Genomic DNA, 17,561 nt, shown 5'->3' with positions numbered 1-17,561 from the left:
AAATGAAAATAAGAATAAAAGGTAATTCGCTGAGATACAGGCTTACTAAAACCGATGTAGCCAAGTTGGCCGAAGATGGCTACGTGCAGGAAACAGTTGATTTTGGCAGCCAGCAGCTTGTTTATGCTTTAAGGCTGGTTGATGATGAGCATCTGTCGGCAACATATAAGGAAAACATCATAACGCTTTACGCGCCTAAAGTAATGGTTGCCGGTTTCGCCGACGAAGATAAAGTTGGTTATGAGGGCAATCATGGCAATTTGCATTTACTTGTTGAAAAAGATTTTACTTGTTTAGATGAAGTCGCCGAAGATCAAAGCGATAATTACCCCAATCCATTAGCAGCTAAAAAGATATGAGCAAGGAGCCAGAACAGAGTCCGGCAGCTGAAAACCCCGAGGAACTGCTCGACCTGAAAATAACAGAACCTAAAGATTGGGCGGCTGGCATTCCTGCTGTAACAGTTGCCATGGTTGATATACTCAAGGAAACAGGCTTTGTGAGGGGGATGGAAGGCCTTTTTCATATGAACAAAAAAGGCGGCTTTGATTGCTCGGGCTGCGCATGGCCCGATCCGGATGATGACCGCTCACCAATAGCCGAATATTGTGAAAACGGCGCTAAAGCCCTGGCCGAAGAAGCTACTACCAAAAAGCTTACCGGGGAGTTCTTTGCCGAAAATTCGGTGGCTGACCTTGCCAAGCTCAATGATTACGACATAGGCAAAAAAGGGCGTATAGCTCAACCGATGTACCTTGCCAAGGGGGCTACACATTATGCTCCCATAAGCTGGGACTTCGCCTTTGAAAAAATAGCCGCTGAACTTAACGCTTTGGCATCGCCGGATGAGGCTGCGTTTTATACATCTGGCCGTACCAGTAACGAGGCCTCATTTATGTATCAATTGTTTGTGCGCGAGTTTGGTACCAACAATATGCCCGATTGCTCTAATATGTGCCACGAAAGTACCAGCGTTGGCCTTGCCGATGCAATCGGAATAGGCAAGGGGACCGTTACCCTCAATGATTTTTACGATACGGATGTGATCATTATCATGGGGCAGAACCCCGGTACTAATCACCCGAGGATGCTCAGCGCGCTCGAAAAAGCCAAGGATAAAGGCTCGAAGATTATAGCCGTCAATCCATTGCATGAAGCCGGTTTAATGGGCTTTAAAAATCCGCAGAAGGTAAAAGGCATTTTGGGTATCAAAACCCAGCTTGCCGACTTGTACCTGCAAGTGAGGATAAACGGAGACATGGCACTGCTTAAAGCCATGGAAAAATTGCTTTATAAAGCCGAGCTTGAAAATCCCGGAAGTGTGTTCGATCATGAATTCATCAAAAAGAACACTACCGGCTATGTTGCTTTTTTAGATAGTCTGAATCAATACGAGGTTGATGACCTGGCCAAAGCTGCAGGCTTAATGGTAAAGGAAATTGAGCAGGCCGTTGAACTGATCAAAAATACAAACCGCATTATCATTTGCTGGGCCATGGGTGTTACTCAGCATAAAAACGGTGTGGCTACGGTAAAGGAAATTGTAAACCTTGCTATGCTTAAAGGTGCAATAGGCAAGCCGGGTGCCGGTTTATGCCCGGTTCGCGGTCACAGCAATGTGCAGGGAAACCGAACCATGATTATATGGGATAAACCCAAACCTAAACAGTTGGATAAACTTAAGGAGGTTTTCGGTTTTGAGCCGCCGCGGGGCCATGGCTATGATGTTGTTGAATCCATTAAGGCGATGGATGAGGGTAAACTGAAAGTGTTTTTCGCTATGGGTGGTAATTTTCTTTCGGCTACGCCCGATACTTTATTTACAGCACAGGCGCTACGTAAACTTAAACTATCGGTACATGTATCAACCAAATTAAACCGGAGCCATTTGGTGCATGGTGAAGAAGCTTTGATCCTGCCAACGCTGTCGCGAAGCGATAAAGATGTTGTAAACGGCGAAGACCAGTTCATCAGTTGCGAAAACTCTATGGGCGTGGTCCAGATGTCAAAAGGGATGCTGACGCCGGTATCTGAGCATCTGATGAACGAAAACCAGATTGTTTGCAATATGGCAAAAGCAACTTTAGGCAGCCGCTCTGTTATTGATTGGGATAAATACGCTAAAAGCTATGATGCCATACGCGATGTGATAGCCAAAGTTATTCCCGGTTTTGAGGATTATAATCAAAAGGTGCGCTTGCCCGGTGGTTTTTATCTGCCTAACCTGGCCCGTGAGGGCAAATTTATTACCGAAAAGAATGGCGACGTTGTGCCTTTCAATATTGCTCCGCTACCGAAACACGAACTTGCGGCAGATGAGTACCACATGACCACCATCCGTAGTCATGATCAGTTTAATACCACCATATATGGCCTTAATGATCGCTATCGTGGTATTCACAATGAGCGCCGGGTAATTTTGATGAACGAAAACGACATGCGGAAAGCCGGTTTTGGTCCGGAAGAAAAAGTTGACCTGTTTAACTACGACGATGGTGTGGAACGGGCCGCAAGGCTGTTTGTAGTAGTGCCCTACAATATACCTGAGGGCAACACAGCTACCTACTATCCCGAAGCCAATGTACTGGTGCCTATCAACAGCGTGGCTGTGCAAAGTAATACACCTACATCAAAACTGGTTACCATCAAAATAAGGAAACACCTGGCTTGATAACCATTCTAAATACTGCAAAGCTTAAAACAAAAATGTTTAAATCATGCTTATCTCCTTTAAAAAAGGAGTAATATGTCATTTGATCAATATCACGAACCTGCAAATGAGCTATCGGACGAAACCCGCACATTTGCGCGCATGATTGTTTCTTTAACCGAAGAGGCCGAAGCTATAAACTGGTATGAGCAGCGTATTTCGGTTGAAAAGGATAAACAGGCAAAAGCCATTATGCAAAACGCCCAGCAGGAAGAGTTTAAGCACTTTGGTATGGACCTTGAGTTTTTGCTGCGTAAAAAGCCGGTATGGCGTACCACTTTGCAGGCCATACTTTTCAAAAAGGGCGATATTGTGGAATTGGGAACCAAAGGCGAAGAAGCGGCGGAAGAATAGTCATTTTTACAATTTTAACACCATTGTTTTATCAACGTTACATTAAGTTTGGGCTATTGTATTATCTTTAGCGCTTAATTTAATACGGCCCTACTATAGAAGAATATGATCTGGTACGAAGAGGATGTGAAGCAGCTGGAAATCAGGCGAACAAAGCTTGATTACGTGCCGCGGGTAATATTTTACGGAAGCTCATCCATTCGTTTATGGAATACGCTTGATAATGATTTTGATGATATGCAGCCTGTTAACCTCGGTTTTGGAGGTTCAACACTGGCGGCATGCGTGTGGTTTTTTGAGCGGATAATGCATTCTTACAATCCCGAAGCCATTGTGGTGTACGCGGGTGATAATGATCTTGGCGATGGCCGCAATCCCGAAGAGGTTTTTATATTTTTTAAGCAGCTAACCGTTGAGGTTGAGCGGCTTTTTGGAAATATCCCCTGCTATTACATATCACTTAAGCCAAGCCTCGCGCGCTGGCCTATTGTTGAAAAGTACAGGTACACTAACAGCTTAATTGAAAACGAAATAATTCACCGCCATAAAAACTGGCAGTTCATCAACATATTTAATCAGATGATAGATGCTTCCGGTAAACCAATACGCGAATATTATGATAAAGATGGTTTGCATTTAAGCACCGCCGGTTACACTTTGTGGAAAAATGCAGTTTTGCAGCGAATGCCACAAAGCATCAAATTAGCTTAATATAGGGTTTACACGCATTTGTCATCTTTCAGCGGTTTAAAGATGAAAAGAGAGTACCACAAGTGGTTCAGTCCGTCGCTTCAGCGTAATATGGAATTGCTGGTTTTTGGCCATGCCGGTGCCTCTGTTTTATTTTTCCCTACACGTACCGCCCGGTTTTATGATTATGAAGACTGGAGGGTAATTGAAGCCTTACGCAGCAAAATTGAAGCAGGCCACCTGCAAATTTACTGCGTTGACAGCATCGACCGCGAAAGTTTTTACAACGAGTACAGCCACCCTTACCATCGTATGGAACGTCACCTGCATTATGAGCAATACATTTTGCAGGAAGTGGTGCCTCTGATGAAAACACTTAATGCTGATGGGCCAATTATTTCGGCAGGTTGCAGCATGGGCGCTTACCATGCTGTTAATATCGGGTTTAAACATCCCTCGGTATTTGTTAAAGTTGTAGGCATGAGTGGCCGCTATGATATTACCCAGGCCATGGGCAACTTCCGCGATCTGCTGGATGGCTATCGTGATGAAAATGTGTATTTCAACATGCCTAACCAGTTTTTAAATAACCTGCACAGTCCCGAAATTATTGACCAGATCAAGCGCCTCCAAATTATCCTGGCCGTAGGCGAGGAGGACGCGTTTTTGGAAGATAATAAATACCTGAGCACTGTATTGGCGAGCAAAGGCATTCAAAACAGCCTGTATATCTGGCATGAGGAAGCGCATCGCGCGCGTTACTGGCGCAAAATGGTGCAGCTATATTTCTAAAAGCAAAACATTTCCCCGTTTGTTATATCAGCTATAAATCTTAAATGTTATGGGCGCTATTGAGTTGATACAGGGCGATATCACAAAAATTAAGGCTGATGCCATCGTAAACGCCGCGAACAGCTCGCTCATGGGCGGAGGCGGTGTTGACGGTGCCATACACCGTGCAGGCGGACCGGAAATACTGGAAGATTGCCGTAAAATAGTAGCCCGGCAAGGTGGCTGCAAAACTGGGCAGGCTGTAATTACCACAGGAGGCAAGTTGCCCGCTAAATATGTAATTCATACGGTTGGCCCCGTTTACAACAGTGGTAAAAAAGGAGAGGACGAGCTGCTGCATGCCGCTTATTTAAATAGTTTGAAGCTTGCTGCCGAAAATGATATACATACTATAGCTTTCCCCAACATCAGCACCGGTATTTACCATTTCCCAAAGGATAAAGCCGCGGCTATCGCTGTTAAAACAGTTCAGGATTTTTTAGCTGATAATAATGTAGTTGAGAAAGTGATATTTGTTTGCTTTGATGATGAAAACTATAATTTATATCAAAATCTACTCGCTCAAAATTGATGCGGACTTGTCAACTCCAAGCTAAGTGCATAAATTGCAGCTATGCACCCGGCTTTAAAACAACATATTGGAGATAAGCTAACACTCTCGCCGGAGCATGAGCTACTGGTAGATAATTGTTTTAAAACCCGACTAACCAAACGTAACGAGATACTGGTTGAAAAAGGAAGTATCGCAAGGCATTTGTATTTTGTAGTGAAAGGCTGCCTCCGCGTATTTTTGACCGATGATGATGGTAATGAATCAACCCGCTTCCTGATATTTGAGGGGCGTATGGGTACAGCGTTCCCGAGTTTTATATTGAAAGAACCATCTGTCGCATCCATTCAAAGCCCCGAACCATCCGAGCTATTGGTATTGAGCTATGCCGACCGTGACCTCTTGCTGAACGAAATTCCTGGCTTTGAAACTATGTATCGTTTGGGCCTTGAACTGGATTACATCGCATCCATACAACGGATAGAAAGCCTGATCACCATGGATTCAAAAGCCCGCTACAATATACTGATGCAAACCCAACCCGAAATCATCAAAAGGTTGCCCAATAAAATAGTTGCCGACTATCTTGGCATTTCCCAGGAAACCCTCAGTCGTCTCAAATCAAAAAAATGATTTATTGACTATTGTCAATCTTTTTAGAATCGTAAATGCCTTGTTTTGTGGTATAAACACTAAACAATGATGTACAAGCAAATACTTATCGCTCTTACAATACTGCTATCAGGTGGCGTAGCTATGGCTCAAAATTTAGGCGAACGTACGTTTAATTTTAAAGATCGCAGCCGTAATAACCGCCCTGTGGTTACAGAAATCTGGTATCCGACGGTAGATACGCTAAAACCATCAGATAAACATTTCTCACCCTTTTTACGACAACCAACCGTTCGTGATGGCAAACTCCCGGTAAATAAGCTGCCGCTGATCCTGCTCTCACATGGCACCGGTGGTGGCAGGCTGACTTTAGAGTGGCTTGCCCAGGCCCTGGCAAACAGCGGCTGCATAGTTGCAGCCGTAGATCATTACGGTAATACTTATGATCATAAAATCCCGCTCGAATTTGTTAAGCCCTGGGAGCGGCCTCTGGATCTCAGCTTCGCGCTTACCTCCTTGCTGAATAACTCAGATATTGGTCCGCTTATCGACCAGCAGAAGATCGGGGCTATAGGCTTTTCTTTCGGTGGTTATACCGTAATTGCCCTTGCCGGTGCAAGGCTTGATTTTGAACAGGCGCGTAATTATTATAAAACCACAGGCCGTAAAGAGTTGGAGATTCCCGAATTTCCGGGTCTGGTAAAATTACTGGATGATAGTTCGCTTATCGCCGGGTCTAAACATGTGCCACCACTAAAGGATAAACGGATCAAAGCTTTCTTTTCCATATCGCCCGCGCTGGGCTTCGGCTTTATCCGCAAAGAGCAAGTGGCCGATATTAAAAGCCCTTTGTATATTGTAGGCTCTCAAAGTGATAGCATCGCCCCGGTAAAAACCAATGCGAGGCACTATCATCAGTTAATCAGTAAATCAATCTATACCGAACTACCGGGCAAGATAGGCCATTATGTGATGCTTGGAGAAGCTATTGACGCAGTGAAGAAAGAGGCACCAATATATTTTACCGATGATCCTTCGGTTAACAGGCATGCTATCCATTTACAGGTAGATAGTCTGGCCGTAGGTTTTTTTAGAAAGGAATTGAAGTAAGGTTATCACATTAAATAAAGAAGCCGGTTAAAAATAAACTTTAACCGGCTTCTTTGTATAACATCAGGCTTTTACCTGCTTGTAGAGTTTTTAAGGAATGGCGTAATATTGGTAGCCTGTACAGTTGCCAAAGTTGAAACATTAAATGCTTTGAAGCGTGTACTGCCGCCAAAAACAAACAACATATTATTTACTATAGCTGATGATGCAGCGCGACGCGGCTCCATATTTGATTTCAGTTTGGTGAATTTGCCACTATCGGTATCAAAATAACCTAACAGGTCTTCATCATCATAGCTACCTGCAACAAATATCACGTTACCGCTTGCAGCTACGCTGTTAGCCGACATAAACTCCGGCAGTTTGCCAACGGTTTTCCAGGTATTGGCCTTGATGTCATAAGCGTAAATATTAGTACCCTGGTGTTTAAGAAAAGTATCGTAACCACCAAAAGTATAAATAACGCCGTTTACAACTGCCCCTGCAGCCTGCAGGTATTCGGGCATATTAGCTAATTGAGTGAATTTTAGTGTTAGCGGATCAAATTCATACACCGAATTGATGCTGCGTTTGCCTTCGCGACTGCCGCCGAATAAGTAAATTTTGTTTTGCCATTCAATAGCGCTGCCGTAGGTGCTGGCCATCGGGTTTAATACATCAAGATTTTTTACTTCCCCGGTTTTAATATCAACACTTTGTACGCCTTGAAATATCTGGCTGGTGCGTATGTCATTGCTAACGCCGCCAATACCCCCAAAAACATATATTTTACCGGTAGCTGGCACATAAGCCGTGGCCGATTGAACTTTGTTGCCGCCCATGTCGGCAATTTTAGTCCAGCTGTTTGTTTCAGGACTGTATTTCAATACATCCGACGAATAGCCGCCGCGCCCTCCTTTATAACCGGCAACGGTGTAAATATTGTTGCCATCGGTAACACTGCTGGTCCAGGTAAGCGGATAGGGGAGATTACTTACATTTTGAAAAGTTACTGTTGGTACAGAAGTAGATTGGGCAGATACGGGATTATAGCTTAATCCTGCAATAGCTGCAAAAAGACACAAGGTTTTTATTGATTTCATGGCGGTTTAGTTTAATAAGTGAATGTACAAATTATTAAACTGAGGTATAGAGCCTTTGGTTTAATTGTAGCTTATTATTTACACTAATATTATATAGTATTAATTGGCTTTTAACAAAAGCTTATTATTCAGCTAAAAACATTTTTACCGTGCAGGAGTTGATAATTTAACTCTTGGTATTAAATTATTTCTGCTGATACTATGAAAGCTATTGTGTTTTGTTTCCTTATCCTATTTTTTGCCGGTGTTGATGCCGGGGCGCAAACAAAAAATGTAAGTGGTGTTTACGCCGGTATTGAATTAACACTGCCCGTTACCATGGGGGCCGGGATGGGGCGTAACGATGTGGTATACATGTTAAGGCCCGATGGAACGTTCAACGATCTGCTTGAAAAGCCTGATTGGAAAACCCACGTTGCCGGTCATTATCAGGTACAGGGCAATACGCTCAAAATGCAGTATCTAAAAGGCTCCAAACAAGAGTACAAGTTGGAAGCCGATGGTGATATAGATGCAGGCAGCTTTAATATACTGAAACTTAATACATCTGACAGGGTGCCTGCCGGTTACTATGAATTTACGCATGCAAGCAGTATGGGCGGTATGAACACCGGGCAGGTATTTGTTGGTACCTCCGGCGAAAAAGGGCTTTATTTTGATGGGAAGGGTAATTTTAGTCAAAACAGTTCATCGGCTACCATGGTATCGGGTGATGGTATTGGTGGCGGCGGGAGTCATAAAGATAGCGGTGCTGGTACTTATACCATAAAAGACGGCATACTTACCTTAGCTTATAACACCGGTAAAACCGAAACCCACAGCTTTTTTTGCCGCCCCGGCGAAAAACCGATTATGGCCGCTATAGATGGCAATATTTATTTTATGAAAGATAAAGCACCTAAAAGTGCTTCATCTACAGCAAAAATTACATCTGGGGCTCCCCGTAATAATACCAAGCCGACTGCTGATTCTGAAACAAGCAGTATCAATGATGCCGCAAGTTTACTAAGCAAAGCTGCCGAAGCTCATGGCGGGGCAAAACTTGATGCCATTAAAACCATGCAGGTATCCGCTACGATGATGGGTATTGATATTACCCTGAAGGTTGATCTGGCTGCTCATCGTGTACGTTCTGAACTCCGAAAAGGAGGGAAGTTGCTACAGGTTGAGCAAATGGAGGGAGATAACGGCTGGCAATGGCGTAATGGCAATAAACAGCCGCTTTCGGCCTCACGCATCGCGCAGTTAAAACAAGGTTTCCGCTCCGGGCCATTGTTATTCAGGAAAGAGAATCTCGATCACATCCAAAATGTTAAAGTGCAGGAGGGTAAAAACAATATCGTGATCGTAAGCTATAACTATGATGGCGTAACCAGTTTTGCGGCGCTAAACAGTAATAACCAGTTGGTTGGCGAAGGTACTAAAACAGGTTCAGTGATCCAGGCATCGGTCTTTACAGGTTTTAAAACGGTAGATGGTATAGTATTGCCTGCCAATGAATTACAAAGTGAAGGGGCACAAAAAAGTAGCATTACCTATAACGATTATAAGATAAACCCATCATTTACCGATGCTGATTGGGCCGATGCCCGGTAGTGGATTGTTTATAAAGTCTTTAATACCCGTTGATATACAATCTTAACCGGTTCGATGAAAAAAATAGTGGCAATAATGACGAAAAATATCTGCCGGTCACTTTCTTTATAGCTGTTTATCGCCAATAAACCAATAACCAGTAAAAACAAGGGTGCTGCATATTTAAGTATGCTCCAATTGGCTTTTGCCTTAGTATCGATAATGTTATATACCAGGTAGCTGCAAACAGCAATCACATAGCCTGGGATAGCAAACAAGGCATACATTACCGCTGCGACTATCTCACTTCCCTCGCGGGTAATGCCATAAATAATAAATGCAATTATCAGGAAAGGGACGCAAATACCGGCCTGGATAAGCGCTTGTGAAATTAGGGTTACTGGTTGTTTTAAGCTCATCGAAAGCATAAAAGTAACAGAAAGTTTCTGAATAATGCAAGTGGTTGATTAAACACTGTTAACTCAAACGATATAGTTAAAATATACCGTTACGGACATGGCTGTAACCGCACAGGTTAAGCCTAAAGCTATATATTTGGAAAAACCAACCCTAAAACAACCTCATGAGAAATAAATACTGCCTGCCCCGGGTTTTCGTGGCATCCGCTTTATCTCTTAGCTTTAGCCTCAGTGCATCGGCACAGGAAAAAAACATCTACCACAAAGGCTGGATAGATTTCAACAAAAACGGCAAGATGGACGTGTTTGAAGATCCATCCCAACCCATTGACAAACGCGTGGCCGACCTGGTAAGCCAGATGACCGTTGAAGAGAAAACCTGCCAGATGGCTACTCTTTACGGGTACAAGCGCGTATTGAAAGATGAAATGCCGGTGCCCAACTGGAAAAACGAAGTTTGGAAAGATGGTATAGCCAATATTGATGAAGAACTGAACAACCTTACATCACATACCGATGACGCGCCTACGCAGTATTCGTACCCATTTAGTAAGCACGCCTCGGCCATTAATACCATTCAAAAATGGTTTGTTGAAGAAACCCGTTTAGGCATCCCTGTTGACTTTACCAACGAGGGGATTCACGGCCTTAACCATGACCGGGCCACGCCACTGCCTGCGCCAATTTCAATAGGCAGTACCTTTGATAAAGAGCTGGTTTATGAAGCAGGTAAAACGGTTGGTCGCGAAGCAAAAGCTTTGGGATATACCAACGTTTACGCGCCGATACTTGACCCCGCCCGCGACCAGCGCTGGGGCCGTGTGGTTGAATGCTATGGCGAAGATCCATTTCATATTGCCGAAATGGGCAAGCAAATGGTGCTGGGTATCCAGGAAGGCGGCGTGGCTTCAACCCTGAAACACTTTGCGGTATATAGCGTACCCAAAGGAGGCCGTGACGGTAGCGCCCGTACCGATCCGCACGTGGCCCCAAGGGAGATGCATCAGTTGTATTTATATCCATTCCGCAGGGTAATTCAGGAGGCGCATCCAATGGGCGTAATGAGCAGTTACAATGATTGGGATGGTGTGCCGATAACCGGCAGTTACTATTTTCTTACGCAGCTTTTACGTCAGCAATTTGGCTTTAACGGTTATGTAGTGAGCGACAGCGAGGCTGTTGAGTTTCTTTACTCTAAACACCATGTAGCGGCCGATTATAAGGAAGCTGTAAGGCAGGCTGTTGAAGCAGGCCTTAACGTGCGTACCAACTTCACTATGCCGCAAACATTTATCATGCCTTTGCGCGAGCTGATCAAAGAGAACCGCATTTCGATGAAGATCATTGATACCCGTGTTGGCGAGGTGTTGAAAGTGAAATTCAGGTTAGGTTTATTTGATAGCCCTTACGTTAAAGACCCTAAAGCTGCTGATAAAATAGTACACACCGACGCTGATAAGGCGATGAGCCTTAAAATGAACCGCGAATCGATGGTATTGCTTAAAAACGCCAACAACTTGTTACCGTTGGATAAAAAGAAATATCCTAATATTCTAATTACCGGTCCGCTGGCTAAAGAAACCAACTATGCTGTCAGCAGGTACGGCCCATCGCACAACCCCGTTACCACCGTGTTTGATGGTATTAAAAACTATGCAGGCAATGATGCTAAAGTAAGCTATGTTAAAGGCTGCGACATGATTGATGCCACCTGGCCCGAAAGTGAGATCATCGAAACACCATTAACCGCTCAGGAGCAGGCCGGTATTGATTCGGCAGTGGCACAGGCTAAGCAATCGGATATCGTAATAGCTGTGGTAGGTGAGGATGTTGACCGTGTGGGTGAGAGTTTATCACGTACAGGCTTAAACCTGCCGGGCAGGCAGCTGAAGCTGATCCAGGCTTTACAAGCTACAGGTAAACCTGTAGTAATGGTTATGATTAACGGGCAACCGCTAACCATCAATTGGGAAAACAAATATGTGCCAGCCATTTTAGAAGCCTGGTTCCCGAGCGTACAAAGCGGACAGGTAATTGCCGAAACCCTATTTGGCGATAACAATCCTGGAGGAAGGTTACCAATCACGTTCCCTAAAACAATTGGTCAGCTGGAGTATAATTTCCCTTTCAAACCGTCATCACAGGCCGAACAGGGCGGGCAAAACAGCTGGGGTAAAACCAGTGTAAAAGGCGCTTTATATCCTTATGGTTACGGTTTAAGCTACACTACATTTGAGTACAGTAATTTACAGGTATCGCCCGAAAAAGGAAACTCCCAGGGACTTGTACAGGTAAGTGTTGATATAACTAATACCGGTCAACGCAAAGGCGATGATGTGGTGCAGCTTTATCTGAAAGACGAAGTGAGCAGTGTTACCACTTATGAGTACGACCTGCGTGGCTTTGACCGTGTAACCCTTAACCCTGGCGAAAAGAAAACGGTACAGTTCACCCTTCATCCTGATGACCTGGCACTGCTGGACAAAAACATGAACTGGACAGTTGAACCCGGCAAGTTTGAAGTTATGATAGGAAGCTCGTCAGTTGATATTAAACTGAAAAAAGAGTTTGAGGTAGAATAAATACAAGCAAAATAAATCATTAGCGTTAACGAAAAAGAGCAATTTGATTATAATTCAAATTGCTCTTTTTTTATGCCGATAGCGCTATTATCCGTAACTTCAGCGTAAAATTAAACCTATGATCTTAGATGATACCTGGGTATCGGTAGAGGCTGTATCCGAAGAAGATATTCCCCTGCTGGTGCGCTATAGACCCAATCTCACAAATTTTTTTGAAAGCGGTACTTACTTTCAGCGTATGGACATAACCTGGCGGTATGATACGTTTGACCCCTCACTATTACCCCCGGCAGATGAAATGCTTTTAATGGAGCAGGTAGAAGATGCCCTGGTAGACCTGCTTGAGGATGACCATCAAAGTATTCTTGCCTTTGTGTTCACTGGCGAAAACGAACGTTGGTGGGCCTGGTATACCACAGATATTGAGGTTGCAGGTGACAGGTTAAACGATGCCTTATCCGAATTTGATGAACTCCCCATCAACATTACCGTTATCGATGACCCGGACTGGGAAGAATATTTTGGTGTAATGGAAGATTTTGGAGAAGATGTAGGGTAGTTCTGATATGTTGAGGTAAAGATTGAAGGACTGCACCAGAGGTGCAAAAGGTTTGTAGGAGCAAAATCAAAGTATTTTTAGTGTGCCAGAGGTACACAACTTTGGTGTTATGTACCTCTGGCACGTTTGATTTTTAGTTCTGATGTCCTTTAGGTCTTTCCAATTTCTGAAAAGGTATTTTAAGAATATTTGCAAACCTGCCGGTAACGTTTTTATCCATGTGGGTATCAATACCAAAGCGGGTGTTTTCCTGTTCCAGTTCGCCAAAAGTGCCAAAAAGCCTGTCCCAGATGCTTAGTACGTCGCCGTAATTGCGGTCGGTGTGGGGTAGTTGATAATGGTGGTGTACGTGGTGCAGGTTAGGTGTTATAAAAATTAAACCAACAATTTTGTTAACGCGTTGTGGTAACCTGAACTCAGTATGGGCCAGTATGTTAAATAATGACTGGAATGTTTGTCGTAACACTAAAACACCAATTGCCGGACCGCAAATAAACACCCAAAGCATTAAGCAGCAGGTGCGCACACAGGTTTCGCCTGGATGCTCACGTACGGTGGTCGACACATCAACATGAAGATCACTGTGGTGCACGAGGTGAAATTTCCAGAGCGGGTCTATCTTGTGCATTACTACATGATAAATGTATTCGCACAGGTCAAGCAGCATGAAAAGGCTGATGTAATAAATCCATTTGTTGTGATGGCCGGGTATGTAGTTAATCAGTCCCCAATGGTGTACGTTGGTCCATTCCAGTATTATTAAAACAACGGTGGTAAGCAAAAGCTGGATGGGAAGGGCGGTAAAAATAAACAGCAGATTGGTTTTGTTATGTTGCCAGCGCCTTTTTACCGAAATGATACCTGATGAAAAACAAACTTCCATCAGCCACAATGAGCAAATGATTAAAGCATACAAAGCAACTTGCACAGCATCCTGATGCTGGTCGAGGAATTGGGTAACCGTCATTCTTAAATTAGTAGGGTAGTCGCTTTTAAGTATTAAAAAGCAATTGGAGTGCAATTTCTTTTTTTTGAATGAATGTTTGATGAAGTGTGTTAAGCAGTTGTTAAAACTGTGTGATTTGATGGCGCTTTGCTCATGGCCAATGTCCAGCGCGTTTGGTCATAGGGATGTGATAAACCATTAGTTGTTAATGTTTAATTACCACTTTTAAATATCTTCGCGTTTACACAAAATGAAACTATCGGTTACAGAACAATCCACGGGCGGCGATCTGTTGTTGCTTATCAATGAAAAACATTTCGACAGGATGTTTTACACGCGAGACCGTCAGCATAAATACCTTACCATAGCCTGGAACAGGGGCGAAATGCAAACCGTTACCATTGATGAGGTGGATTATGATTTTTTGCCCAATACCATTTTGCCTTTAATGGTTAACCAGTCCTTCCGTTTTGAACGGCCCGAGGATATTGTGGCCTGGCAGTTTAACCGCGATTTTTATTGCATTGTTGACCATGATGAAGAGGTAAGTTGCGTGGGCTTCCTGTTTTATGGCAGCGCCGAGCAGGTATTTGTAAGCCTTGATGAAACCATGCAGTTTAAATTGCAGCGCCTGCTCGATATTTTTATTGAAGAGTTTGAAACGGCAGACAATATCCAGATAGATATGCTCCGGATGTTGCTGAAACGCCTCATTATTATTGTAACTCGGCTGGCCAAGGCCCACCGGGGGCAAAGTGAAGCAATAGCCGATGAAAAATTTGGCACTATCCGCAAGTTTAATTTAATGGTTGAGAATAATTATCGCCAGCAGCATTCAGTGGCCTATTATGCACAACAGTTAAATAAATCGCCTAAAACGCTGTCAAACCTTTTCGCTTTGTATAACCATAAAACACCTTTGCAGGTAATACAGGAGCGGCTTATCATTGAAGCTAAACGATTGTTATACTATACCGACAAGTCGGCAAAGGAAATTACCTATGAACTTGGCTTTGATGACGCGGCTTATTTCAGTAATTTCTTTAAAAAACATACCTCGTTTTCACCCACCGATTTCAGAAATAACAAGCTTTTAGTTGCCGAAGGGAAATAATTACAAGAAGCCGGGAAATTTGCCCATTCCGCAGGGCTGCTAAAGTCGCCATCTTTGTATTGTTAATTCAAAACAACAAAAATTAACACTATATAAAATGAAAACTTTCGCAATTCCAACCAGAGAACAAGTAACTCCAGAAAATCAGGCCATATTTGATACATTAACCAAAGTAGTAGGCCGTGTGCCAAACCTGTTTGCAGTTTTTGCAACTTCAGATCACGCGCTTGCTAACTATATAACACTTTCAAACGGTAAAACATCGTTACGTGCTAAAGAAAAAGAAGCTGTAAACCTAATAGTAAGCCAGATAAATGATTGTGCTTACTGTTCTGCCGCCCATACAGCCATTGCTAAAATGAATGGTTTTACTGATGACCAAATCCTTGAAATTCGTGGTGGTTCAGCTTCATTTGACCCTAAAATTGACGCTTTGGTTAAAGTAGCTAAATCAATTACTGAAAATAAGGGTCATGCCGATCATCAAGTGGTTGAAAACTTTTATGCTGCTGGTTATACACAAGCCAACCTGATTGACGTAGTTGTAGCCGTTGGCGATAAAACCATCACCAACTATGTATACGCCTTGACTCAGGTACCAGTTGACTGGCCAGCTATCCCGGAAGTCAAATAATTGTCGATTTATAATTTAGTTTACGCTTTTATGCCCGCCTTGCTTCTGTAAGGCGGGCATAACTGTTTATTTTTATAAAAAACCTATATCATGAACTTTGCACGTTTTGCATTTACCGATGGGGTAAAAAAACTCCAAGAAAAATATGGCAGCCGCCCGGCTTACGCCCGTATGGAAAATATGCTGGCCGATAAGGAGGGGATCACCGAGGCCGAACAAATGTTTATTGAAAGCCGGGATAGTTTTTACATGTCCAGCATAGGCGAAAACGGTTACCCGTATATTCAGCACAGGGGAGGTCCCGCCGGTTTTATCAAGGTGATAGATAGCCATACGCTTGGTGTAGTTGATTTTAGGGGGAACAAGCAATATATTTCTGTTGCCAATGTGATGGCGCACCCGCAGGTATCTTTGTTTTTGATGGATTATCCGCATAAAACAAGGCTTAAGATCTTCGCCGATGCCCGGATTGTAGAACTTGCCGATAATCCCGAATTGTTTGATTTGATTGATCCTTCAGAATACAAACATACCGCCGAACGGATGCTTATTTTTGATGTAAAAGCGTTCGATTGGAATTGTCCGCAGCATATTACACCACGTTACACTGTTGAAGAGATCAAAGAAGCTTTCGCCCCGCAAAACGAATATGTGCTTAAATTGGAGTACGAAATAGCCAGGCTCAAAAAACAGCTGGAAGAAAAATAAGCTGCTTTGATAATTATGTTTCAATAGTTTACCTTAGTTGCAGATAACAACCAGTGGTAAACAGATGAGTAATAACCAGCAAATAATTCCGATGCTTGCCTATGAAGATGGCCTTGCGGCTATGGACTGGTTATGTGATGTATTTGGGTTTACCGAAAACATGCGGATGACGGATGACGCCGGTCGCCTTGCTCACGGTGAGCTAAAAATGGGCGATAGCCTGGTGATGTTGGCTGAGCCTTCACGTGATTATCAGGGGCCTGTGCACCATGCTCAAAATTGTGAAATCGCTGCTAAATGGAGCACCGTACCTTATATTATAAACGGCGTTTTAGTTTATGTAGATGACGTTGTGGCTCATTATAATATAGCGAAAAGTAAAGGCGCGGTTATACTAAGCGAGCTTGAATATGGCTTTCCGGGTACACGTTATCGCGCTGCCGATCTTGAAGGGCAACGCTGGATGTTTATGCAAATTGAAAAAAATTAAACCACCTTATGACCGTTCTGTTCCATTTCCTATTTGTTATCATTAAATCATACGTACTTGCCCTGATTTATACGCCTATAGTTTGGCTTTTATGGGTGCTGATCCTGAAGGCCATGAAAAAATATACCGGCTTCAAATGGTCAAAAGTATTGAAGGTTTATACTGTTGTCAGTCTTTTACTGATCGTTTTTTCATTTACTTATTATGGCAATCACGGTCTTGGTGATGACTCCCGTATTCCTTTAGGACACGGCGAAGCGATACTGGAAAGTGATCAGTCCGCTTATTTTGAACCTAAAGGCAAAAGTGAACAGATCCATGTAAAAGCATTTGCCTTGAAAGGGGATAACCTTTCTATGGCGATTGATTCGGGATATAAAGTATACAATTTAAAAACTAAAGGCGTTGTAAACTTCAGCGAAGGGCAAATGTATGATGCTTTTGCTTTTTCATACGGCCTACCTTTATCGCTCCAGTTACGGGGTTTCAGGCCCCAATATGACGAATATTGGAACGGATGGCGGTTTTGGCTGTTGCCGTAGCAGGTTTTAACTTTAAATTGATGTAATTGGCTTTGAATAGCTAATTTTTAACCAAAACCTTTACAGATTGTTATCGTACACGGATATTATAG

General features: G+C 43.3%; 19 protein-coding genes. 16 read left to right on the top strand and 3 right to left on the bottom strand.

What is annotated here, in order from left to right; genetic code table 11:
• Positions 1–2: 2 nt before the first annotated feature.
• From DUL71_RS23435 to DUL71_RS23400, 8 genes are all read left to right on the top strand, one after another.
• On the top strand, positions 3–359 hold the full coding sequence (locus DUL71_RS23435) for a DUF7009 family protein (RefSeq protein ID WP_114940327.1): 357 nt from the start codon (positions 3–5) through the stop codon (positions 357–359).
• Entirely contained in the window at positions 356–2,671 is a 2,316-nt protein-coding gene (locus DUL71_RS23430) for an FdhF/YdeP family oxidoreductase (RefSeq protein WP_114940326.1), read from the top strand. Before DUL71_RS23435 ends, DUL71_RS23430 begins: the two co-directional genes overlap by 4 nt.
• A 75-nt stretch (positions 2,672–2,746) precedes the next feature.
• Positions 2,747–3,064, top strand: coding sequence for a ferritin family protein (locus DUL71_RS23425; protein WP_091210719.1), 318 nt, complete (start codon positions 2,747–2,749; stop codon positions 3,062–3,064).
• A 105-nt stretch (positions 3,065–3,169) separates the two neighbouring features.
• Positions 3,170–3,775: a GDSL-type esterase/lipase family protein gene (locus DUL71_RS23420; protein ID WP_112574119.1), complete on the top strand. Its 606-nt coding sequence runs from the start codon at positions 3,170–3,172 to the stop codon at positions 3,773–3,775.
• A 42-nt stretch (positions 3,776–3,817) separates the two neighbouring features.
• Positions 3,818–4,546, top strand: coding sequence for an esterase family protein (locus tag DUL71_RS23415; protein WP_112574118.1), 729 nt, complete (start codon positions 3,818–3,820; stop codon positions 4,544–4,546).
• Positions 4,547–4,595: 49 nt separating this feature from the next.
• On the top strand, positions 4,596–5,117 hold the full coding sequence (locus DUL71_RS23410) for an O-acetyl-ADP-ribose deacetylase (protein ID WP_114940325.1): 522 nt from the start codon (positions 4,596–4,598) through the stop codon (positions 5,115–5,117).
• A 42-nt stretch (positions 5,118–5,159) separates the two neighbouring features.
• Positions 5,160–5,729 carry a Crp/Fnr family transcriptional regulator gene (locus DUL71_RS23405; protein ID WP_114940324.1) on the top strand — a complete coding sequence of 190 codons (570 nt, stop codon included), beginning with the start codon at positions 5,160–5,162 and terminating at the stop codon, positions 5,727–5,729.
• Between the two features lie 66 nt (positions 5,730–5,795).
• Complete coding sequence (locus DUL71_RS23400) at positions 5,796–6,818, top strand: alpha/beta hydrolase family protein (RefSeq protein ID WP_114940323.1); 1,023 nt, start codon at positions 5,796–5,798, stop codon at positions 6,816–6,818.
• Positions 6,819–6,889: 71 nt separating this feature from the next.
• Here DUL71_RS23400 and DUL71_RS23395 read toward each other — a convergent pair whose 3' ends face one another.
• Positions 6,890–7,900, bottom strand: coding sequence for a Kelch repeat-containing protein (locus DUL71_RS23395; protein WP_112574114.1), 1,011 nt, complete (start codon positions 7,898–7,900; stop codon positions 6,890–6,892).
• 201 nt (positions 7,901–8,101) lie between these two features.
• Here DUL71_RS23395 and DUL71_RS23390 point away from each other — a divergent pair, with 201 nt between their 5' ends.
• Positions 8,102–9,496 (top strand): hypothetical protein, encoded by a 1,395-nt coding sequence (locus DUL71_RS23390; RefSeq protein WP_114940322.1) that lies wholly within the window; start codon positions 8,102–8,104, stop codon positions 9,494–9,496.
• Between the two features lie 8 nt (positions 9,497–9,504).
• On the opposite strand, the gene DUL71_RS23385 is transcribed toward DUL71_RS23390, so the two are convergent.
• A complete protein-coding gene (locus DUL71_RS23385; protein WP_114940321.1) occupies positions 9,505–9,894 on the bottom strand; it encodes a hypothetical protein in 390 nt (129 codons plus the stop codon).
• 164 nt (positions 9,895–10,058) lie between these two features.
• Between DUL71_RS23385 and DUL71_RS23380 the strand changes: the two genes are divergently transcribed.
• Positions 10,059–12,476, top strand: a complete 2,418-nt coding sequence (locus DUL71_RS23380) for a glycoside hydrolase family 3 N-terminal domain-containing protein (RefSeq protein WP_114940320.1) — start codon at positions 10,059–10,061, stop codon at positions 12,474–12,476.
• A 118-nt stretch (positions 12,477–12,594) separates the two neighbouring features.
• Positions 12,595–13,035, top strand: a complete 441-nt coding sequence (locus tag DUL71_RS23375) for a DUF695 domain-containing protein (RefSeq protein WP_114940319.1) — start codon at positions 12,595–12,597, stop codon at positions 13,033–13,035.
• 133 nt (positions 13,036–13,168) lie between these two features.
• Here the strand turns inward: DUL71_RS23375 and DUL71_RS23370 are convergent, their stop codons facing one another.
• On the bottom strand, positions 13,169–14,002 hold the full coding sequence (locus tag DUL71_RS23370; RefSeq protein ID WP_114940318.1) for a sterol desaturase family protein: 834 nt from the start codon (positions 14,000–14,002) through the stop codon (positions 13,169–13,171).
• Positions 14,003–14,231: 229 nt separating this feature from the next.
• On the opposite strand from DUL71_RS23370, the gene DUL71_RS23365 reads away from it, so the two are divergent.
• The 5 genes from DUL71_RS23365 (at position 14,232) to DUL71_RS23345 (ending at position 17,469) form a co-directional block, all read left to right on the top strand.
• Positions 14,232–15,095: a helix-turn-helix domain-containing protein gene (locus DUL71_RS23365; RefSeq protein WP_114940317.1), complete on the top strand. Its 864-nt coding sequence runs from the start codon at positions 14,232–14,234 to the stop codon at positions 15,093–15,095.
• A 97-nt stretch (positions 15,096–15,192) separates the two neighbouring features.
• Complete coding sequence (locus tag DUL71_RS23360) at positions 15,193–15,729, top strand: carboxymuconolactone decarboxylase family protein (RefSeq protein WP_114940316.1); 537 nt, start codon at positions 15,193–15,195, stop codon at positions 15,727–15,729.
• Between the two features lie 90 nt (positions 15,730–15,819).
• The gene (locus DUL71_RS23355) at positions 15,820–16,437 is read left to right on the top strand and encodes a pyridoxamine 5'-phosphate oxidase family protein (RefSeq protein WP_114940315.1); all 618 of its coding nucleotides are present in this window, start codon (positions 15,820–15,822) and stop codon (positions 16,435–16,437) included.
• Between the two features lie 64 nt (positions 16,438–16,501).
• Positions 16,502–16,927, top strand: a complete 426-nt coding sequence (locus tag DUL71_RS23350) for a VOC family protein (protein WP_154402464.1) — start codon at positions 16,502–16,504, stop codon at positions 16,925–16,927.
• A gap of 8 nt (positions 16,928–16,935) precedes the next feature.
• Positions 16,936–17,469: a hypothetical protein gene (locus tag DUL71_RS23345; RefSeq protein ID WP_114940313.1), complete on the top strand. Its 534-nt coding sequence runs from the start codon at positions 16,936–16,938 to the stop codon at positions 17,467–17,469.
• The last annotated feature ends 92 nt before the right edge of the window (positions 17,470–17,561 follow it).

It is taken from the genome of Mucilaginibacter endophyticus (assembly GCF_003351025.1).
In the GTDB taxonomy this organism is placed as follows: Bacteria; Bacteroidota; Bacteroidia; order Sphingobacteriales; family Sphingobacteriaceae; genus Mucilaginibacter; species Mucilaginibacter endophyticus.
The sequence above is the reverse complement of the archived record's forward strand: the minus strand, read 5'-3'. Positions and strand labels throughout refer to the sequence as shown.